At 72.5% G+C, this 19,881-nt stretch carries 20 protein-coding genes; 10 read left to right on the top strand and 10 right to left on the bottom strand.

The features are described from left to right. Positions 1-39: 39 nt before the first annotated feature. Positions 40-717 carry a PAQR family membrane homeostasis protein TrhA gene (trhA, locus tag ABT324_RS29755; RefSeq protein ID WP_351184202.1) on the top strand — a complete coding sequence of 226 codons (678 nt, stop codon included), beginning with the start codon at positions 40-42 and terminating at the stop codon, positions 715-717. A 48-nt stretch (positions 718-765) separates the two neighbouring features. Here the strand turns inward: trhA and ABT324_RS29750 are convergent, their stop codons facing one another. From ABT324_RS29750 to ABT324_RS29740, 3 genes are all read right to left on the bottom strand, one after another. Continuing rightward, positions 766-1,230: a GNAT family N-acetyltransferase gene (locus ABT324_RS29750; RefSeq protein WP_351184200.1), complete on the bottom strand. Its 465-nt coding sequence runs from the start codon at positions 1,228-1,230 to the stop codon at positions 766-768. Between the two features lie 181 nt (positions 1,231-1,411). Further along, positions 1,412-3,421: a thioredoxin domain-containing protein gene (locus tag ABT324_RS29745; RefSeq protein WP_351184198.1), complete on the bottom strand. Its 2,010-nt coding sequence runs from the start codon at positions 3,419-3,421 to the stop codon at positions 1,412-1,414. Positions 3,422-3,642: 221 nt separating this feature from the next. Beyond that, a complete protein-coding gene (locus tag ABT324_RS29740) occupies positions 3,643-4,149 on the bottom strand; it encodes a hypothetical protein (RefSeq protein ID WP_351184196.1) in 507 nt (168 codons plus the stop codon). Positions 4,150-4,371: 222 nt separating this feature from the next. Between ABT324_RS29740 and ABT324_RS29735 the strand changes: the two genes are divergently transcribed. The 4 genes from ABT324_RS29735 to ABT324_RS29720 all read left to right on the top strand — a co-directional run bounded on the left by ABT324_RS29735 (position 4,372) and on the right by ABT324_RS29720 (position 8,823). Further along, entirely contained in the window at positions 4,372-4,512 is a 141-nt protein-coding gene (locus ABT324_RS29735; RefSeq protein ID WP_351184194.1) for a hypothetical protein, read from the top strand. Between the two features lie 5 nt (positions 4,513-4,517). Then, positions 4,518-5,336 (top strand): DeoR/GlpR family DNA-binding transcription regulator, encoded by an 819-nt coding sequence (locus tag ABT324_RS29730; RefSeq protein WP_351184192.1) that lies wholly within the window; start codon positions 4,518-4,520, stop codon positions 5,334-5,336. Next, entirely contained in the window at positions 5,323-6,720 is a 1,398-nt protein-coding gene (gene xylB, locus ABT324_RS29725; protein WP_351184190.1) for a xylulokinase, read from the top strand. The genes ABT324_RS29730 and xylB overlap by 14 nt, the downstream gene beginning before the upstream one ends. 168 nt (positions 6,721-6,888) lie before the next feature. Then, entirely contained in the window at positions 6,889-8,823 is a 1,935-nt protein-coding gene (locus tag ABT324_RS29720) for an FtsK/SpoIIIE domain-containing protein (RefSeq protein ID WP_351184188.1), read from the top strand. A gap of 51 nt (positions 8,824-8,874) precedes the next feature. On the opposite strand, the gene ABT324_RS29715 is transcribed toward ABT324_RS29720, so the two are convergent. Beyond that, positions 8,875-9,195 carry a hypothetical protein gene (locus ABT324_RS29715; RefSeq protein ID WP_351184186.1) on the bottom strand — a complete coding sequence of 107 codons (321 nt, stop codon included), beginning with the start codon at positions 9,193-9,195 and terminating at the stop codon, positions 8,875-8,877. After that, complete coding sequence (gene mca / locus ABT324_RS29710; RefSeq protein WP_351184184.1) at positions 9,192-10,073, bottom strand: mycothiol conjugate amidase Mca; 882 nt, start codon at positions 10,071-10,073, stop codon at positions 9,192-9,194. The genes ABT324_RS29715 and mca overlap by 4 nt, the downstream gene beginning before the upstream one ends. A 91-nt stretch (positions 10,074-10,164) precedes the next feature. Here mca and ABT324_RS29705 point away from each other — a divergent pair, with 91 nt between their 5' ends. Then, positions 10,165-10,701: a DUF4307 domain-containing protein gene (locus ABT324_RS29705; RefSeq protein ID WP_351184182.1), complete on the top strand. Its 537-nt coding sequence runs from the start codon at positions 10,165-10,167 to the stop codon at positions 10,699-10,701. Positions 10,702-10,892: 191 nt separating this feature from the next. Beyond that, complete coding sequence (gene greA / locus ABT324_RS29700; protein ID WP_351184180.1) at positions 10,893-11,381, top strand: transcription elongation factor GreA; 489 nt, start codon at positions 10,893-10,895, stop codon at positions 11,379-11,381. Positions 11,382-11,459: 78 nt separating this feature from the next. Here greA and ABT324_RS29695 read toward each other — a convergent pair whose 3' ends face one another. Further along, positions 11,460-11,948, bottom strand: a complete 489-nt coding sequence (locus ABT324_RS29695; protein ID WP_351184178.1) for an Lrp/AsnC family transcriptional regulator — start codon at positions 11,946-11,948, stop codon at positions 11,460-11,462. Between the two features lie 135 nt (positions 11,949-12,083). On the opposite strand from ABT324_RS29695, the gene hppD reads away from it, so the two are divergent. Continuing rightward, positions 12,084-13,292: a 4-hydroxyphenylpyruvate dioxygenase gene (gene hppD, locus ABT324_RS29690; protein ID WP_351184176.1), complete on the top strand. Its 1,209-nt coding sequence runs from the start codon at positions 12,084-12,086 to the stop codon at positions 13,290-13,292. Between the two features lie 77 nt (positions 13,293-13,369). On the opposite strand, the gene ilvA is transcribed toward hppD, so the two are convergent. Then, complete coding sequence (gene ilvA, locus ABT324_RS29685) at positions 13,370-14,584, bottom strand: threonine ammonia-lyase (protein ID WP_351184174.1); 1,215 nt, start codon at positions 14,582-14,584, stop codon at positions 13,370-13,372. Positions 14,585-14,752: 168 nt separating this feature from the next. Here ilvA and ABT324_RS29680 point away from each other — a divergent pair, with 168 nt between their 5' ends. After that, positions 14,753-14,995: a hypothetical protein gene (locus tag ABT324_RS29680; RefSeq protein ID WP_351184173.1), complete on the top strand. Its 243-nt coding sequence runs from the start codon at positions 14,753-14,755 to the stop codon at positions 14,993-14,995. A 55-nt stretch (positions 14,996-15,050) separates the two neighbouring features. On the opposite strand, the gene ABT324_RS29675 is transcribed toward ABT324_RS29680, so the two are convergent. From ABT324_RS29675 to ABT324_RS29665, 3 genes are all read right to left on the bottom strand, one after another. Beyond that, on the bottom strand, positions 15,051-16,190 hold the full coding sequence (locus ABT324_RS29675) for a cystathionine gamma-synthase (protein ID WP_351184171.1): 1,140 nt from the start codon (positions 16,188-16,190) through the stop codon (positions 15,051-15,053). Between the two features lie 305 nt (positions 16,191-16,495). Beyond that, positions 16,496-17,518, bottom strand: coding sequence for a UbiA prenyltransferase family protein (locus tag ABT324_RS29670; RefSeq protein ID WP_351184169.1), 1,023 nt, complete (start codon positions 17,516-17,518; stop codon positions 16,496-16,498). A 102-nt stretch (positions 17,519-17,620) separates the two neighbouring features. Continuing rightward, entirely contained in the window at positions 17,621-18,988 is a 1,368-nt protein-coding gene (locus ABT324_RS29665) for a cystathionine beta-synthase (RefSeq protein ID WP_351184167.1), read from the bottom strand. A 284-nt stretch (positions 18,989-19,272) separates the two neighbouring features. On the opposite strand from ABT324_RS29665, the gene ABT324_RS29660 reads away from it, so the two are divergent. Then, on the top strand, positions 19,273-19,881 hold a 609-nt coding region (locus tag ABT324_RS29660), incomplete at its 3' end, for a GDSL-type esterase/lipase family protein (protein ID WP_351184165.1).

Here is a 19,881-nt window from a genome sequence, read left to right as displayed (position 1 = left end):
CACCTCGGACCGGAACTTACGGTCCCGTAACCTCGAGGTGTGACTAGCGCCCTTTCCGCTCGCCGCCCAACCGCGTTCGTCAAGCCGCGGATGCGCGGTTGGATCCACTTCTGGTCGCTGGTGGTGTCGGCCGCCGCCGGGACCACGCTGATCGCGCTCGCCGCCGCGACCGTGTCCGCCGCCGCCGCGGTGGGCACCTCGATCTACGTGGCGACCGTGCTCGGCCTGTTCGGCGTCAGCGCCCTCTACCACCGCAAGACGTGGAAGACGGTCGGTGCCCGCACCTGGATGCGGCGGCTGGACCACTCGATGATCTTCCTGTTCATCGCGGGCACGTACACCCCGCTCGCGATGGTCGCGATGCAGCCGACGACGGGTGCGGTGGTGCTGGCCGTCGTCTGGGGCGGGGCGCTGGGCGGGGTGGTCCTCAAGCTCGCCTGGCCGAACGCGCCGCGCTGGGTCGGGGTGCCGGTGTACATCGCGCTGGGCTGGGTCGCGGTGTTCGTGCTGCCCGACCTGCTGCACAACGCCGGGGTCGCCGCGCTGGTGCTGCTGATCGCTGGTGGCCTGCTCTACACCGCGGGCGCGGTGTTCTACGCGACCCGCTGGCCGGACCCGTGGCCCAAGACCTTCGGCTACCACGAGTTCTTCCACTCGGCGGTCTCGGTGGCCGCGATCTGCCACCACATCGCGATCTGGTTGGCCCTCTACGCCTGACCCCTCGATCGCGGCGGTGCTCCTCCCGGCCACCGCCGCTCACCGCGGTCAGCTGCGGACGTCCCGGCGCATGCAGACGCGCTTGGTCGGGTCGAGGCCCAGTTCTGCCTCGTGGGCGACGAGCGCGGCCAGCTCCGGCGCGGGGGCTTCGACCTCCTCGAACCCGAGGCGCTCGTAGTACGGCCCGTTCCACGGCACCGACCGGAACGTGGTCAGCGTCAGCGCGGGGAGCCCGCGGTCCCGCGCCCACGACTCGACGTGGTCGAGCAGGGCGCGCCCGATGCCCCGCCGCGCGTGGTCCGCGTGCACGCTGACCTGCGCGACGTGGGCGTTGCCGTCGATCAGCTCGACGAGGACGTAGCCGACCACCTCGCCGCCGACCTCGGCCACCCAGGCCCGCCCGCCGCGCTGGTACTCGGCCAGGACGTCGGTGGGCGGCGGCGGGTCGTCGGCGATCTCGGGCATGCCGACGGCCCGGAACACCTCCCCCGCCGAAACCTCGATCTCTTGCAACCGCCCCAGCTCGGCTTCCCCAGCACCCCGAATCCGCACCCACCCAGTGGATCAGCTCCACCCCACCTCGGGCCACGGATTTTTCCCCGGTGCGGCAGGGTCCGTGCGGTGTCCGCACGCGATTTCAACGGGGATCAGATGTCCGACCCCCATCGAAACCGCGCGGGGCACCGGCCAGGGGTCAGAGCGGGAGGTCGTCGGGGCGGGTGACCGGCCGGTCGCAGACGTAACCGCGGCAGACGTACGCCGCGGCCGCTCCGCCGACCAGCGGCCGCCCGGCCAGCAGCGGCACGCCGGTCGCCTCCGGCTCCCCGGCGACCACCGCCGCGCCGCCCGGCGCGCGCCGCCGCGCCGCGGCCAGCAGCGCCGCCCGGTCGGCGTCGTCGGCTCCGCCGACGACCGCGACCTGCAGCGGTCCGTGGGCGCGCGCTTCCGCCGCGCTGAGCCAGTGCCCCGCGAAGCGGGGTGCGCGCTGCGCGAGCAGTCCGGCGCGTGAGAGCGCCTGCTCCGCGGCACTGCGGTAGCGCGCCGTGCGCTCCGGTCCGACGAGGGCTGCGGCGGTGAGCAGCGCTGCGGTGAGCGCTGCGGCCCCGGAGGGGCTGGCGTTGTCGGTCGGGTCGGAGGGGCGGCGGACCAGCGCTTCCGCGTCGGCCGCGGTGTCGTGGAAGGTGCCCGGGTGGTCGGCGTCGGCGAACTGGTCCAGCGCCGTGTCGAGCAGCTCGCAGGCTGCCTCCAGCCAGCGCGGTTCGGCCGTGGCCTGGTGCAGCGAGAGCAGGCCGTCGGCGAAGCAGCCGTAGTCCTCCAGCACCCCGGCGGCGGTGCTGACCTCGCCGTTGCGGGAGGTCCGGCGCAGGCGGCCGTCCACCAGGTGCCGCGCGAGCAGCAGGTCGGCGGCGGTCGCGGCGGCTTCCAGCCAGCTCGGTTCGTCGAGCGCCGCGGCGGCTTCCGCCAGCGCGGTGATGGCCATGCCGTTCCAGGCGGTGACGACCTTGTCGTCCTTGCCGGGCTGGGGGCGGCGGTCGCGGGCCTCGCGGAGGCTGTCGCGGACGCGCCGCCAGCGGGCCGCGTCGTCCGGGTCGCGCTTGAGCTGCAGGGTCGAGGTGCCGTGCTCGAAGGTGCCCGCGCCGGTCACCGACAGCAGGTCCGCCGCCCAGTCGCCGTCCTCCGGGCCGAGCACTTCGCGCAGCTGGTCGGGCGTCCACACGTAGGTCAGCCCTTCGACGCCTTCGGTGTCGGCGTCCAGCGAGGCCGCGAAGCCGCCTTCCGGCGTGCGCAGGTCGGTCAGCAGGAACTCGGCGGTCTCCCGGGTCACCCGCTCGCCGAGCTCGTCGCCGAGGCGCGCCAGGTGGGCGTACGCGCGGAGCAGCAGCGCGTTGTCGTAGAGCATCTTCTCGAAGTGCGGGACCACCCAGGCGTTGTCGACGCTGTAGCGCGCGAAGCCGCCCGCGAGCTGGTCGTAGATGCCGCCGCGGGCCATCGCCTCGCAGGTGCTCCTGGCCAGTTCCAGCGCGGAGTGCCCGCTGCCGGGCTCGCCGACCCGCTCGTGGTGGCGCAGGAGGAACTCCAGCACCATCGACGGCGGGAACTTCGGCGCGCCGCCGAACCCGCCGTGGTCGGCGTCGAACTCGGTGTGCAGCCGGGACACCGCCCCGGCCAGCACCTCGTCGTCCAAGATGGACTCCGGGAGCGGCGCGCGCTGCGCGGAGAGCTGGTCGACGACCCGCGCCGCGGCCCCGCGGACCTCCGCGCCGCGAGCGGTCCAGGCCTGCGCCACGGCGTCCAGCAGCTGCCGGAACGACGGCATCCCGGACATCGGGGCGGCCGGGTAGTAGGTGCCGCAGTGGAACGGCTCGCCTTCCGGGGTGAGGAAGCAGGTCATCGGCCAGCCGCCCTGCCCGGTCATGGCCTGGGTGGCCTCCATGTAGACCGCGTCGACGTCCGGCCGCTCCTCGCGGTCCACCTTGACGTTGACGAAGTGCTCGTTCATCACGCGGGCGGTCTCGGGGTCCTCGAAGGACTCGTGCGCCATCACGTGGCACCAGTGGCAGGCGGCGTACCCGACGGACAGCAGCACCGGCACGTCGCGCCGCTTCGCCTCGGCGAACGCCTCGGGCGACCAGGGCCACCAGTCGACCGGGTTGTCGGCGTGCTGGAGCAGATAGGGCGAGGTCGCCCCGACCAACCGGTTCATGCGCCCCAGGCTCTCACGCTGGCGGCGCCCCCCGCGAGGCGCTGCGACGGCCGTCCCCGCGGGTGATCACGCAGGGCGCGGCGACTTCTTCGAGCCCGGGCGGGGACCTGGGGGAGGTGGTGCCCGGCGCGGTTCCGGCGTCCTGAGCCTGGACGCCGACGACAGGACGGGCGGGCCCGGTCGCGCTCCCGACGCGACCGGGCCCGCCCGGGTTCTGGTGGTCAGGCGCCGGGCTGGACCGGCCCCACCTGGGTACCGGCGTCGACGGTGATCTCCCCCAGTGCGCTGCCCACCGGCGAGAGCGAGCCGTCGCCCTGCTGCAGCCGGAAGTCCACCCGGTCCGCGGCGGCGCCACCGGCGGTGTTGGGCACCTGGATGTCGAAGTGGACCGGCTGGTCGGGCCCGAAGACGACCGCCTCGCCCTCGCCGTAGGACGCGGCTTCCACACCGAGGGGCGTCTCGCCCTGGTAGAAGGCGACCTCGGTGGGCGAACCGCTCAGCGTGCAGGCCGCGGTGGAGTCCAGCGCGGTGAGCGTGACGCGGTAGTGCGAGTGCCCCGCCGTGTGGTCGGCGGGCGTGACGGTGGCGTTGAAGGAGTCCTGCGCGCAGGCGCTCGGCGGCGGAGGCGGCGGGGTCGCGCCGGCCTGGGCAGCGCTGAGGCCAACCCCGGCGATCGCGGCGACCGCGAGCGACGCACCGAACACACCCCGGCGGAACAACGTGCTCATCGAAAAGCTCCCCTGTTTCGTTCCCTCTTTGCACCCCTGAAGACGTCGCACCCCCGCGCCGGTTGCCAGGACCGCGTTGATCGTCGGGTTGGCCACCCCGGAGCAACCCGGCCGCCGCCCGCGCGTCCGGGGGTGAACCCGAGTCCGTTGCCGGGCCGTGCTTGAGTAGGACGAGGACTTCTCAGAAAATGTGTTAAGACGAGATCGACCTCGGGAGCTGGTGTGACGGCGAAGACGATGCGCGCCTCCGAGCCGCGCGGCGTGCGGGACATCGCGGGCTGCGGGCTCGCCGAGGCGCAGGCGCTGGTTCGCCCAGCCCGTGACGGCACGGCGGTCGAGGCCGCCGTGCGGCCGCAGGAGTAGCTGTGGTGGGCAGGGCGCGGCCCCCCGACGCCGTGGTCGAGCAGCGGCGGCAGGACGTGCTGCGGCAGGTCATCGAGCACGGCGAGGTCCGGATCACCGACCTGGCCGGGCACTTCGGGGTCAGCCTGATGACGATGCACCGCGACCTGGACTCGCTGGTCGACCGGCGGCTGGTGCGCAAGCTGCGCGGCCGGGTCACCGCGTACCCGTCGCTGACGCTGGAGACCGCGACGCGCTTCCGGGTGGGGCTGCAGGTCGCCGAGAAGGAGGCGCTGGCCGAAGCGGCCGCTGCCGAGGTCGAGCCGGGCATGACGCTGCTGGTGGACGACTCGAGCACGGTGTTCCCGCTGGCCCGCCGGATCGCCGAGGTTGCGGCGCTGCGGGTGGTCACCAACTCGCTCACCGTCGCGCAGATCCTCGCCGGGGCCGGGCACGAGGTGGGGCTGCTCGGCGGCCGCTACCGCGCCGAGTTCGACTCCTGCACCGGGCCGGAGGTGCTCAAGGCGCTGGACGGCCTGCACGCCGACGTGTCGTTCGTGTCGGCCGCGGCGGTCACCGAGGGCCAGCTGTTCCACCCGGTCCGCGACTACGCCGAGATCAAGCAGCGCATCGTCGGGCGCGCGGAGCGCACCGTGCTGCTGGTCGACCACTCGAAGTTCGGCAAGAGCGCCCCGTTCGCGCACGGCGACGTGGGCGGCTACGACCTGGTGTTCACCGACGCCGCCGCACCACCGGCGGAACTCGACGCGATCCGAGGTCTCGGCACCGAGGTGCGCGTCGTGCCCGTACCCGAACCAGACAGGGGAAGCGATGCCCTCAGTTGACAGCCCGGGCCTGGTCGCCGGGGTGGACTCCTCCACCCAGTCCACCAAGGTCGTGGTGTGCGACAGCGAGACCGGCCAGGTGGTGCGGGAGGGCCGCGCCCCGCACCCGGACGGCACGGCCACCGACCCGGCGGACTGGTGGCACGCGCTCAGCACCGCCACCGACGGGCTGCTCGACGACGTGGTCGGCATCGGCGTCGCCGCGCAGCAGCACGGCCTGGTCGCGCTGGACGAGCGAGGCGAGGTGGTCCGCCCCGCGCTGCTGTGGAACGACAACCGCTCCGCGCAGGCCGCGCTCGACCTGATCGAGGAGCTCGGTGGCGCGCAGGCCTGCGCCGACGCGGTCGGTTCGGTGCCGGTCGCCAGCTTCACCATCAGCAAGCTGCGGTGGATGGCCGAGCACGAGCCGCAGCTGGCCGACCGGGTCACCGACGTCCTGCTCCCGCACGACTGGCTGACCTGGCGGCTGACCGGCGAGAAGGTCACCGACCGCGGCGACGCCTCCGGCACCGGCTACTGGTCGCCCCGCGACGGCCGCTACCGCCCGGACCTGCTGGCCACCGCCTTCGGCGGTCGCACCCCGCGCACGCCGCGCGTCCTCGACCCGGCCGAACCGGCCGGGCGCACCCCGGACGGCAAGCTGGTGTCGGCGGGCACCGGGGACAACATGGGCGCCGCGCTGGGCCTGGCGATCGGCCCCGGTGACGTCGTGGTGTCGTTGGGCACCAGCGGCACGGTGTTCGCCTCGGCGGAGCACCCGAGCGCCGACCCCACCGGCACGATCGCCGGGTTCGCCGACGCCACCGGGCGGTTCCTGCCGCTGGTGTGCACGCTCAACGCGGCCCGGGTGCTCACCTCGACGGCCGCGCTGCTCGGCGTGGAGGTGGCCGAGTTCGACCGGCTGGCCTGCCAGGCCGAGCCGGGCGCGGACGACCTGGTCCTGCTGCCCTACCTGGACGGCGAGCGCACCCCGACCCTCCCGGACGCCAGCGGCACCCTGCTGGGCCTGCGCCGCGACAACATGACTCCGCAGAACCTGGCCCGCGCCGCGGTCGAGGGGATGCTCTGCGGCCTCGCGGCAGGCGTCGACGCCTTGCGCGCGCAGGGCGTCGAGGTGCGCCGGGTGCTGCTGATCGGCGGTGCGGCGCAGTCGAAGGCCGTGCAGGTCGCGGCACCGCAGGTGTTCGGCGTCCCGGTGACGGTGCCCGCGCCCGCTGAGTACGTCGCGCGCGGCGCGGCGCTGCAGGCCGCCTGGGCGCTGACCGGCCAGCAGCCGGACTGGGCGTTGACCGGGGCCACGGAGCTGGAGGTCACCGACGAGTCGGCGGGCGAGCGGATCCGCCGCCACCACCACGAAGCCTTCGCCCAGGTCCACGGCAGCTGACGGGTCGCGCGTGCGCGGGCGGGCCCGCGCACGCGCGAACGCCCCCCACTGCACAGGTCGGATCCACTACCGTTCCCACGGAAGTTGATCGACGCAGGGGGATCTCCGTTGCAACCAGGGCACCCACCGTTCCCGCCGCACCAACGCCCCACCGGACCACCACCCGGCATGCCGCCCGGGCCACCACCCGCCCGGCCCCCGGTGCCGCCGCGCCCCGCCGCACCGCCACGCCCGGTCGCGGAGGCGACGCAGGTCATCCGCACCGAACCGAAGCCCCCGGGGCCAGTCGACATCTTCGAACTCGCCGGGGTCGGCGATCCGCTCAAGCTCGATCCGAGCACGCTCGGGCAGCGCCGCGGCGAGCGCTACCGGATCCCGGTCGGTGTGGCCGAGGACCAGCAGCCGGTGCTGCTCGACCTGGTGCGCTCCCCCGCCGCGCTCGGCGTCTTCGGCTCGACCGACTCCGACCGGGCCCCGTTCCTGCACAGCCTGCTGTTCGGGATGGCCGCGACGCACACCCCGGAGGAGATCGCCTTCTGCTGCGTCGGCGGCGCCACCACCCAGCCGACCTGGGACTCGCTCACCCAGCTCCCGCACACCGCGGCGGTCCAGACCCTCGGCAGGAACCCCCGCGACGAGCACCGGCTCATCGCCGCGCTGGAAGGCGAGCTGGAGCGGCGGGCCGAGCTCCTGGCCGGGCTGTCCACCCAGCACTTCACCGACTACCAGGTGGTCCAGCCCCAGGTCGGGCTCGACCCGATGCCGCTGCTGGTGGTCGCGGTCGACATGCTCCCCCTGCTGCTCGACGAAGCCCCGGGCACCAGGCCGGTCCTGGAGAAGCTGCAGGCCGCGGAGCACCTGGGGATCAAGCTGGTGTACAGCGCTGTCGGGCCGAGCGGCCTGCCGACCCGCCTCGCGCACCGCGGCGGCGCGGTGGTGCTGCACACCTGCTCGGAGTTCGACGCCATGCCGCTGCTGGGGAGGGACGGCGAGCTCCCGCACCGGCCCGACGAGGCGTGCCTGGTGACCAGGGGCGCGGAACCGGTGCGGTTCCGCACCGCCCACGCCAACCTGCCCCACGCGTCGAGCACCCCGGGCCACCCCGTCCCGACCTACCAGTTGTTCGCCGACCGGGTGCAGCACCAGGTAGCGCCAACCCGCCAGCTCCTGATGTCGCCCCCAGGGCACGAACCGCCCGCCGGGATCGACGCGGGACTGCCGCCGCTGGTCACCAGCGAGGAGCGCGGCTACGGCGCCAAGCCCACCTCACCGCTGGCCGTCAGCATCGGCACCCTCGACAACCCGCGCGAGCACCGGAACGAACCTCTGCACCTGGACTTCACCGCCGACGGCGCGCTCGCGATCGTCGGTCGCCCGCGCAGCGGCAAGACCACCGCGGTGCTGACCACGCTGCTGGCACTGGCGCTGACCAGCACGCCAACCGAAGTCCGCTTCCACTGCCTGGCCTTCGGGGGCAACGGGTTGCTGGCGCTGGCGGAGCTGCCGCACAGCGGGGTCGTGGTCCCCAGCTGCGACCGGGAGCGGATCGACCAGGCCCTGACCGACCTCGAATCCACTATGGACCAGCGGGTGCGGCGCTTCGCCGCGGAGGGGATCGACTCCGCCGCCGAGTTCCGCCGTCGGCGCGCCGAATCCGACCTCGGCGCGGCGGCCACCGACCACGTCCTGGTCATCGACGGGTGGCCGGAAGTGCACCAGCACCCCGGCCTGGTTGACCGCGTGCTGCGCGTGGCCCGGCGTGGACCGGAGCACGGCATCCACCTCGTCACCACCGCCAACCGCTGGGACGACCTGCCGCGCGAACTGCGCGAACTCACCCGCGGCCGGATCGAGCTGCGGCTCACCGATCCCCGCGAGTCGCTGATCTCCACCCCGGACGCGGAGCGGCTCCCGGACGAGGCCGGGCACTGCCTGCACCGCGAGCTGCCGGGCACGATCAACCTGCCCGTGCTCAACAACGCCCTGCCCAGCTACTTCGAGTACCACGAACACGGGCTGCCGGACGACCTGCCGACCAGGACGCGGGCCCTCATCGCCCGCATCACCGAGGCCTGGCCGGGCCAGGCACCGGGGGGCAGCTGAACGAAGCGGGGCCGCCCGGACATCCCGGACGGCCCCGCTGGTCGCGCTCGGCTAAGAGCTCCCGCCCTTGTCGGGCTTGGCGTCCTCCTCCACCGGTTCCGCTTCGGCTGCCGCCTTCGCGGACTCCGCTTCGGCGCGCTTCACCCTCGCCGGGGCCGCCGAGGCGGCCTTCTCCTCGTCGAAGACCACCGGCAGCTTGCGCAGGTGCTTGGTCATCGAGCGGATCAGGAACACCACTGCCACCGCGAACAGGATCAGCAGCACCAAGCCGACCGGGGAGGACTTGCCGAAGTCCTCGCCCTGCCCGCCCGGGTCACCAGGTGGTGGTGGCGCCTGCGCGAGCAGGTGGACCGCGGTTTCCAGGGCAGTCATGCGCACACCTTCTCCTGCACGCCGGAGAACAGGTCGTCCTCCGGCAACGTGGTGTCGACCAGGGACCGCACCAGCTCGTAGTCCTCGGTCGGCCACAGCTCCTGCTGGACCTCCAGCGGCACCGCGAACCACCGGCTGTTCGGGTCGATCTGGGTGGCGTGGGCGCGCAACGCGTCATCGCGCTGCGCGAAGTACTCGGCGCACTCGACCCGGGTGGTGACCCGGTCGTCGGGGTCCGGGCGCGAGGAGTCCCACTTCGCCAGCCACTCGCCGTAGGGCGACTCCAGGCCCTTCGCCAGCAGCGCCTCGTGGAACAGGTGCATCCGCTTGCGGGAGAAGCCGTGCGAGTAGTACAGCTTCAACGGCTGCCAGGGCTCCCCGGCGTCCGGGTACAAGTCGGGGTCACCGGCCGCGTCGAAAGCCGCCACCGAGACCTCGTGGCACCGGATGTGGTCCGGGTGCGGGTAGCCGCCGTTCTCGTCGTAGGTGATCACCACGTGCGGGCGGAACTCCCGCACCACCTTCACCAGCTCGCGGGTGGACACCTCCAGCGGCGTGGTGGCGAACACGCCCTCCGGCAGCGGCGGGGGCGGGTCGCCCTCCGGCAGGCCGGAGTCCACGAAGCCCAACCAGCGGTGCTGCACGCCGAGGATCTCGGCCGCCGCCGCCATCTCCTGGCGGCGGACCTCGGTGAGGTTCTCCACGACCTCGGGCCGGTCCATGGCCGGGTTGAGGATGCTGCCCGCTTCACCTCCCGTGCAGGTGACCACCATCACCTCGTGTCCGTCGGCCACGTAGCGCGCAGTGGTCGCGGCACCCTTGCTGGACTCGTCATCCGGGTGCGCGTGCACCGTCATCAGCCGCAGCTTGTCCGCCATCGCCCGGTAGTCCCCTCCTGCTAGTGCAGCATCTCTCCTGAACACGGCCCCGCTGACAGGCCGCAGGACACCCCAGGGATACTTAACGTGGATGTCGGGCCCCATTGTTCCCGGTGGCTCCGGCGGACCGAGCGCCAGCCCCCGCGCGGGGGTCGGCAAGACCGCAGGCGAAAGGCTTCCCGAGCCGGTGACGCACCCGCAGATCCCGCAGGACCGGTACGGGTCGCGCGCGAGGACGACGCGACCGCGGCCGGGCCGTCGCTGGTTGCTCTACGCGGTCGTGCTCATCGCCCTGGTGGGCGTGTCGATCATCGGCTACCAGAACCTCGGCAGCGCTCCCATCGAGGGCAAGCAGGTCGCCTTCGAGATCCTCGACGACAGCTCGGTCCGCATCGTGGTCGAGGTCGAGCGCGACGATCCGCAGCGCCCCGCCGTGTGCGTGGTGCGCTCCCGGGCCAAGTCCGGTGAGGAGATCGGCCGCCGGGAAGTGCTCATCCAACCTGCGGAAGGTGTGACCAGGCAGGAGACTGTGCTGCGCACGTCCCCCCAACCCGCCACCGGGGAGGTGTACGGCTGCACTTACAACGTTCCTGAATATTTGTCCACCCACACGCGGCCAACTGGGTGAAGACGAGCGTTCCACGCCGGGCGCTGGGAAAATGCAGCCCCTTGGCGTGCAGCTTCGTGCTATCGTCGAGCGCAGCACGGCCCCGCGCGGGCCGTGTTTTTCCGTTACTTGGCCCTCAGCCGAGAAATGAGCGCGGAAATGCAATTGGCCCGCGGGGAGTCGCGGGACGCAGTCGACGAGGAGTGGTGACCGTGAGCGAGACCCAGGTGACCTGGCTGACCCAGGATGCTTACGACCGGCTCAAGGGTGAGCTGGACGAGCTCGTGGCCAACCGCCCGGTGATCGCCGCGAAGATCAACGAGGCCCGCGAGGAGGGCGACCTCCGCGAGAACGGCGGTTATCACGCCGCCCGCGAGGAGCAGGGCCAGATCGAGGCCCGCATCCGCCAGCTGCAGGAGCTGCTGCGCACCGCCAAGGTCGGCGACGTGCCCACCGAGTCCGGTGTGGCCCGCCCCGGTTCGGTGCTGACCGTCCGCTACGACGGCGAGGACGAGACCGAGAAGTTCCTGCTGGCCACCCGCGAGGAAGGCGCGCACGGGGACCTGGAGGTCTACTCCCCGAGCTCGCCGCTGGGCCAGGCGCTGCTGGACGCCAAGGAAGGCGAGACCCGCGAGTACGAGCTGCCCAACGGCGGCACCATGAAGGTCACCCTGGTCAAGGCCGAGCCGTTCACCGGCTGAGCCTGCTGGAACCGGCCCGGCCGGAGAACTTCTTCCCGCACCGCGGACGTCCTGATCCGGGCGTCCGCGGTGCTGCGTCTACTCCGCTGGTTTCGCCAGGCGCTCCAGCAGCGGCCGGACCCTGGGGGGCACCGGGGTGGACAGGGCGATGGAGGTCGACGTCCGGCGCACCCCGGTGACGCCGACGATCTCGTCGATCACCCGCTGCAGGTCGGCGTTGGAGCGGGCCACCATGCGGACGAACAGGTCGCCCTGGCCGGTCGTGGCGTGCACCTCGCACACCTCGTCGATCGCGGCCAGCTGCTCGGCCACCAGCGCCCGGTGGCCCTGGGCGATCTCCAGGACCGCGAAGGCCGTCAGGCCGTAGCCCATCGCCGCCAGGTCCAGGTCCGGCGGGAACCCCTGCAGGACGCCCCGCTGCACCAGTCGGTCCATCCGGGCTTGCACGGTGCCGCGCGCCACGCCCAGCCGCCGGGAGCACTCCAGCACCCCCAGGCGGGGCTCGTCGGACAGCAACAGCAGCAGGCGCGCGTCCAGCGCGTCCAAGGCCTCGGTGTTCGGTGCCAACTCACATCCCCCCGCTCGGCCGGTCGGTCGGTCCGATCGAATGCTGTACAGGTTGCCCAGCGGAATCAACTCCTGTTGCCCAGGGTGACCGGTCCGCGCACGCTGGGTCCACCAGCACAACCGCGGGGGGATGACGTGACCGGCACCGTGAACAAGCAGGACCAACCCGAGCAGCTCGACGACGTGACCTTCGACCAGATGCGGCGCCTCGTCGGGCTTGTCGAGCACGACGAGGCGCAGGACCCGTTCCCGGTGCGGGCGCTGGACGCCGTGGTGTTCGTCGTCGGCAACGCCACCCAGAGCGCGCTGTTCTACCAGGTGGCGTTCGGCATGGACCTCATCGCCTACTCCGGCCCGGAGAACGGCAACCGCGACCACAAGGCGTTCGTGCTCAAGTCCGGTTCGGCGCGCTTCGTGCTCAAGGGCGCCGTCGACCCGGACAGCCCGCTGGCCGACCACCACCGGCGGCACGGTGACGGCGTGGTCGACCTCGCCCTGGACGTGCTCGACGTCGACAGGTGCGTCGCGCACGCGCGGGCCCAGGGGGCGACCGTGCTGGAGGAGCCGCACGACGTGTCCGACGAGCACGGCACGGTCCGCACCGCGGCGATCGCCACCTACGGCGAGACCCGGCACACGCTGCTCGACCGTAGCCGCTACACCGGCCCCTACCTGCCCGGCTACGTCGCGCAGCGGGGCAGCTACGTCAAACCCGCGGACGCGCCCAAGCGGCTGTTCCAGGCCGTCGACCACTGCGTGGGCAACGTCGAGCTCGGCCGGATGGACCGGTGGGTGGAGTTCTACAACCGGGTCATGGGCTTCGTGAACCTGGCCGAGTTCGTCGGCGACGACATCGCCACCGACTACTCGGCGCTGATGAGCAAGGTGGTCGCCAACGGCAACCACCGGGTGAAGTTCCCGCTCAACGAGCCCGCCGCAGGCAGGCGCAAGTCGCAGATCGACGAGTACCTGGAGTACTACCGGGGTCCCGGCTGCCAGCACATCGCGCTGGCCACCGGGGACATCATCCGGACGGTCACCGCGATGCGGGCCGCCGGGGTGGAGTTCCTGCGCACCCCGGACTCCTACTACGACGACCCGGAGCTGCGGGCGCGCATCGGCGAGGTGCGGGTGCCGATCGAGGCGTTGAAGGAGCACGGCATCCTGGTCGACCGCGACGAGGACGGCTACCTGCTGCAGATCTTCACCAAGCCGATCGGTGACCGCCCGACGGTGTTCTACGAGCTGATCGAGCGGCACGGATCGCTGGGCTTCGGCAAGGGGAACTTCAAGGCCCTCTTCGAAGCCATCGAGCGGGAGCAGGAGCGCCGCGGGAACCTCTGACCCGCGTCCAACCGCAGTTTCAATTGAAACTGCGCCCCGGCCCCAGGGCTCATCGCAGTTTCAATTGAAACTGCGGATCAGCGGCGGTCGGCGAGGATGGTGAAGTCGGCGGCCCGGAGTTCGCGGACGACCTGTTCGCGGTGCTCCGGGCCCCTGGTCTCCAGGGTGATCTCCACCTCCACCTCGCCGAGGGCCAGCGCACCGGAGATCCGCGAGTGCTCGATGTCCAGGACGTTGGCGGTCAGCTCGCCGAGCTTGGCCAGCAGCCCCGCCAGGGAACCCGGCCGGTCCGGCAGCCGGAGGCGCAGCGACAGGTAGCGGCCCGCCGCGGTCATGCCGTGCTGGATCAGCTGGAGCAGCAGCAGCGGGTCGATGTTGCCGCCGGACAGCACCGCCACCGCCGGGGTCACCACCTGCTCCGGGTGTTCCAGCAGCGCCGCGACCGCGGCCGCGCCCGCGGGCTCGACCAGCAGCTTCGCCCGCTCCAAGCACACCAGCATCGCCCGCGACAGCGCCTCCTCGCTGACCGTGAGCACCCCGTCGACCAGTTCCGCGACGTGCGCGAACGTCACCGGCCCCGGCTCGGCGACGGCGATGCCGTCGGCCACCGTGGAGGTCTCGGTCAGCCGCACCGGCTTGCCCGCTGCCAGCGAGGGCGGCCAGGCCGCGGCCTGCTCCGCCTGCACCGCCAGCACCCTGACCTGCGGGTGCTCGGCCTTCACCGCGGCGGCGATCCCCGCGACCAACCCACCGCCGCCGGTGGGCACGACGATGCTGCGGACCTCCGGCAGCTGCGCCAGGACTTCCCGGCCAACCGTGCCCTGACCAGCGATGATGTCCGGGTGGTTGTAGGGGTGGATGAACTCCGCACCGGTGGCGCGAGCGTGCTCCTGGGCCGCGGCGAGGGCCTCCTGGAGCCCCGCGCCGCACAGCTGGACCTCGGCACCGTAGGCCTTGGTCGCCGCCAGCTTCGGCAGCGGAGCCCGCTCCGGCATGAACACCGTCGCGCGGATGCCGAGCAGCGAGGCGGCGAGCGCCACGCCCTGCGCGTGGTTCCCGGCGCTGGCCGCGACGACCCCGGCCGCGCGCTGCTGCTCGTCCAGCCCCCGCAGCCGCACGTAAGCGCCGCGGAGCTTGAACGATCCCGTGCGCTGGAGGTTCTCGCACTTCAGGTGGACATCGCCCGCGCAGTGCTCCCCCAGGACGCGGGAGTGCTCCAGCGGGGTCCGCCGCACGACCCCAGCGAGTTCCGCATCCGCGGCCCGGATCCGGTCCAGGTCGACCAGCCGCATGCGCCCATCGTCCCACCGCGAACCGGGGGTCACTCGAGCAACACCTTGGGTACCCTCGAAGGAGCGGCCGGTCGCGGAGGGGGCTCACGCACGCGACGGCCGGGCACTTCCGGCGGTGGGCACCGGCGCACTGGGGCCGCCGCCCACATCCACCGGACGGGAGGTCGCATGGCGAAGCTGACGTCGAACCGCGCCCTCCCGCTGGTCACCGGCGTGGTCACCGCAGCAGCGCTGTCCGGCGCGGCGGTCTTCGCGGTGCTGCGGTCCGGGTGCGAGGACCCCGGTTCCTACCTGGTGCGGGACGACGTGGTCGAGCTGATCGGCGGCTGCCTGCAGCCCGACGACCTCCCCGTCACCCCACGACCCCCGGCCGACGGCCTCGGCACCAACGACCCGGCCATGGCCCGCTGAGCACCGCGGCGTCACCTGGGTGACGCGCTGATCGCGCGCCACCCAGGTGCCCGGACTAGCCCAGGGCTTGGAGGACGTCCTCGACGAGGTCGTCGGCCTCCTCGATGCCCACCGAGAGGCGGACCAGCTCGGCCGGGACCTGCAGCATCGAACCCGCGGTGCTGGCGTGCGTCATGCGGCCCGGGTGCTCGATCAGCGACTCCACCCCGCCCAGCGACTCGGCCAGCGTGAACAGCCGGGTGCGGGCGCAGACCTGCAGCGCCGCCTCCTCGCCGTCGACGTGCAGGAACGACACCATGCCGCCGAAGTGCCGCATCTGCTTGGCCGCGACCTCGTGGCCGGGGTGCTCCGGCATGCCGGGGTAAAGGACCTTCGCGACCTTGGGGTGGCCGTCCAGCGCGGCGGCGATCCGCTCGGCGTTGGCGCTGTGCCGCTCCATGCGCAGCGCGAGGGTCTTGGCGCCGCGCAGCGTCAGGAACGCGTCGAACGGCCCCGGCACCGCGCCCGCGCCGTTCTGCAGGAACGCGATCTGCTCGGCCAGCTCGTCGTCGGAGGTGATCACCGCGCCGCCGACCACGTCCGAGTGGCCGCCCAGGTACTTGGTCGTGGAGTGGACCACGACGTTCGCACCGAGCTCCAGCGGCTGCTGCAGGAACGGCGAGGCGAAGGTGTTGTCCACCACCAGCTTGGTGCCCGCCTCGCGGGAGACCTGCGCCAGCGCGGCGATGTCAGCGATGTTGAGCAGCGGGTTCGTGGGCGTCTCGACCCAGATCACCTTGGTGTTGGGCTGGATCGCCGCCCGCATCGCGTCCACATCGGACACCGGCGCCGGGGTGTACTCGACGCCCCAGCCGGTGAGCACCTTGTCGATCAGCCGGAAGGTGCCACCGTAGGCGTCGTCCGGGATGACCAGGTGGTCGCCCGGCCGCAGCGTCGCGCGCAGCACCGCGTCGGTGGCGGCCATGCCCGAGGCGAACGCGCGCCCGTGGCGACCGCCCTCCAGCTCCGCCAGGCACTGCTCCAGCGCGGTGCGGGTCGGGTTCCCGGTGCGCGAGTACTCGTACCCCCCGCGCATGCCGCCCACCCCGTCCTGGGCGTAGGTCGACGTGGCGTGGATCGGCACGATCACCGAACCGGTCGTCGGATCCGCCTCCTGCCCCGCGTGGATCGCGCGGGTAGCAAAGCCATCACTCATGTGCAGCAGCGTACGACCCGAAGCCCCGACAGCCGACCCGACCCAGCGGGAGGAAGCGCCCCCCACCGGTTCCGGGCACCCCCATCGAGACCACAGTTTCAACTAAAACTGTAAGTCCTCGGCGTGTCGGGCCCCGACATGCCGGGAAATGTCGGGACCGCACGCGAATTCAATGGAAATCAACAACCTGGTTTCCATTGAATTCGCCTACGCGCGGACGCCGGGCACCGGATGTCGAATGGGGGCGGACGCGAAGCGGCCCCCGACCGGGTTGGTCGGGGGCCGCTTCGGACAAGCTCAGCGCGTCACCACTGCGGCGGCTGCGGGCCACCGGGCGGCGGCGGGTAGCCACCGGGCTGACCCGGCTGCTGGCCGGGCTGGCCGAACTGCTGCGGCGGCTGGCCGTACGGCGCCTGGCCGGGCTGGCCCGGCTGGCCGTAGCCCTGCGGCGCGCCGTAGCCACCGGCGACCGGGGCCTGCGCGCCAGCAGCGGCCCACTCCCGGGTGCCCGGCAGGAACGCCAGGACCGCGAGGGTGATGCCGAAGAGGATGCCGACCACGCCGCTGAAGCCCGCGTAGACGAACATGCTGATCAAGTTGCTCAGCACAGCGACCGCGGCAGCGCCACCGACCAGCAGCGGGCCGATCGGCTTGCGCTTCAGCAGCAGGATGCCGCCGACGAGGTACGCGATGGCGGCGAGGATGCCGATGATCACGAACACGTACGCCATGCCCATGGACGGGACCTCGACGCCCATGTCCTCGAGACCGGCGGCCATCGACGAGATCGAGGCCAGGCTGATGATGCCGATCAGGCCGAACAGGATGCCCAGGCCACCGAAGACGATGCCGAGGATGGCGACCGTCTTGGCCAGGCCCGGGTTGCCCGGGCCCTGCGGGGCCATCTGGCCGTAGGCGGCCTGCGGCGGCTGGGCGCCGTAGCCCGGCTGGGCCTGCGGGGCCGGGAAGCCACCGCTCTGCGGGCCAGTCTGCGGCTGGGCCGGGAAGCCGCCCGGCTGGCTCTGGGTGCCGGGCTGCTGGTACATCGGCTGCGGGGGCTGCGCCGACGGCGGCACCATCGCGGTCGCCTCAGCACCGCCCTGGCTGCTCAGGCCGGGCTGCTGGTACATCGGCTGCGGGGGCTGCATCGACGGCGGCACGACCTGCGTCGAGTCGGACGGCGGCTGCTGCGGCTGTCCCTGCGACTGAACGGGCTTAACGACCTGAGTCGCGTCGCTGCCTGCCTGGTTGGGGTCCTGCGGGTCCATCCGGTTCGAGATGGGGTCCGAACCCTGCTGACCGCCGTCCGGCGGCTGCGGAGAGCTCATCGGGTTGTCCTACTCCCTCGGGGCGTAATGCGAAAGCCTGGGCATTCGTCGGCACACGCTATCTGATGGACGGGCAGCGTAGTGCCAATCCGTAACAAGTCGTCATCGTCCGGCGATGAATCCAAGCACATCTTGTCGGGTGACCACCCCGGCGGGCTTGCCGTCGATCAACACCATCGCCCCGTCGGCCCCGGCCAGCGCGGTCATCGCGGCGCTGACCTCCTCGCCCGCGCCGATGGTCGGCAGCGGCGGGGACATGTGCGCCTCGACCCGGTCGGCGAGGTTCGCGCGACCCGCGAACAGCGCGTCCAGCAGTTCGCGCTCGTTGACCGCGCCAGCCACCTCGGCGGCCATGACCGGCGGCTCCGCGCGCACCACCGGCATCTGCGAAACGCCGTACTCGCGCATGATCGCCACCGCCTCCGCGACGGTCTCGTTCGGGTGCACGTGGACCAGGTCCGGGATGGTGCCGTCCTTGCGGCGCAGCACGTCGCCGACCGAACCGCCGGCGTGGTCCGGCGACAGGAAGCCGTAGGAGGCCATCCAGGAGTCGTTGAAGACCTTGGTCAGGTAGCCGCGGCCGCCGTCGGGCAGCAGCACCACGATCACGTCGTCCGGGTCCGCGGTCTCCGCGACGCGCAGGGCCGCCGCGACCGCCATCCCGCAGGAACCGCCGACCAGCAGCGCCTCCTCGCGGGCCAGCCGCCGGGTCATCTCGAAGGAGTCCGCGTCGGAGACCGCGACGATCTCGTCGCAGACCTCGCGGTCGTAGGTGGTCGGCCAGAAGTCCTCGCCGACGCCCTCCACCAGGTAGGGCCGGCCGTTGCCGCCGGAGTAGACCGAGCCCTCCGGGTCGGCGCCGACGATCCGCACCCGCCCGTCGGAGACCTTCTTCAGGTACTGGCCGGTGCCGGAGATGGTGCCGCCGGTGCCGATGCCCGCGACGAAGTGCGTCACCTTGCCCTCGGTCTGCGCCCAGATCTCCGGACCGGTGGAGTGCACGTGGGACTCCGGGTTGGCCGGGTTGGAGTACTGGTCCGGCTTCCAGGCGCCCTCGATCTCCTCCACCAGGCGGTCGGAGACGCTGTAGTAGGAGTCCGGGTGCTCCGGGGGGACGGCGGTCGGGCAGACCACGACCTCCGCGCCGTAGGCCTTGAGGACGTTGCGCTTGTCCTCGCTGACCTTGTCCGGGCAGACGAAGACGCAGCGGTAGCCCTTGCGCTGGGCGACCATGGCCAGGCCGACGCCGGTGTTGCCGGAGGTCGGTTCCACGATGGTCCCGCCGGGCCGCAGCTCGCCGGACTTCTCGGCGGCCTCGATCATGCGCAGCGCGATGCGGTCCTTCACGCTGCCCCCGGGGTTGAGGTACTCGACCTTGGCAAGCACCGGGGCCTTGCCGGTTGCCACCGCGTTCAACCGCACCAGGGGGGTGTTGCCCACCAGGTCGGTGACGTGCTCGACGTAGTCCACGTCAGGTCCTCGTTCCTTCCCAGACTGCTGTGTGCCGTCGAGCCTAATCTGCTGGTCACCGGCCAACTCAACGAGGCTTTCCGACGGCGCTGCGACCACGATCACCGCAGCGGGTGAAACCCCGCGGTCCGCCGCCGCGACACACCGTTGGGGGAACGAACTCGCGTCCTCCGACGTCTTGTTGATGACGGGAATGGGCCGGAGCAGGGTGACCATGCCCCGTCCCGCTCGACGTGGCCGCCCGGTGGTCCCGGGTGGTTCCGGACCGGTTCAGGGAGGGCCGCATGATCGCAGCGAAGGCACTCCGGCTCGCACTGCTGGCGGCGGGCACCGCGGGCGGGCTCTCCGGCGCGGCGTACGGGTTGCTCAACGGGCAGTCCAAGTACGCGCGGCGGGTGATCGGCCCACCGGCCAACGAACCGCTGCGCGCCGACGGCGTCCACCTGCCCGACGGCACCGGGCCGGTGCCGCGGCGGGAGCTGCCGGACGGGGTCGAGCCGCTGGAGTTCGCGGTGCTCGGCGATTCCGCCGCGGCCGGGCTGGGCGTGGACTTCCCAGCCGAGCTGCCCGGGGTGCGGATGGCGCGCGGGCTCGCCGAGGAGCTGGACCGCCCGGTCGCACTGACCACCCTGGCCATCGTCGGCACCACCTCGCAGGAGCTGGCCGAGCAGGTCGAGGCCGTGCTGACTCGGCCGCCGCGACTGGTGCTGATCATCATCGGGGCCAACGACGTCACCTCGAAGCTTCCGGTCTCGGCGTGCGCGGAGCTGCTGGGCGAGGCGGTGCGGCGGCTGGTCGCCTCCGGCAGCGCGGCCAGCAGCAGGTTCAGGTCCAGCCCGGTCTGGGAGCGGAACCGCAGCTCCTGCTTGCCGTCCTCGGGCTCGGTCAGCTCC

It is taken from the genome of Saccharopolyspora sp. NPDC000359 (assembly GCF_040300525.1).
Taxonomy (GTDB): domain Bacteria; phylum Actinomycetota; class Actinomycetes; order Mycobacteriales; family Pseudonocardiaceae; genus Saccharopolyspora.
Note: the sequence above shows the minus strand (reverse complement) of the source record. Positions and strands in the feature narration are given on the sequence as shown.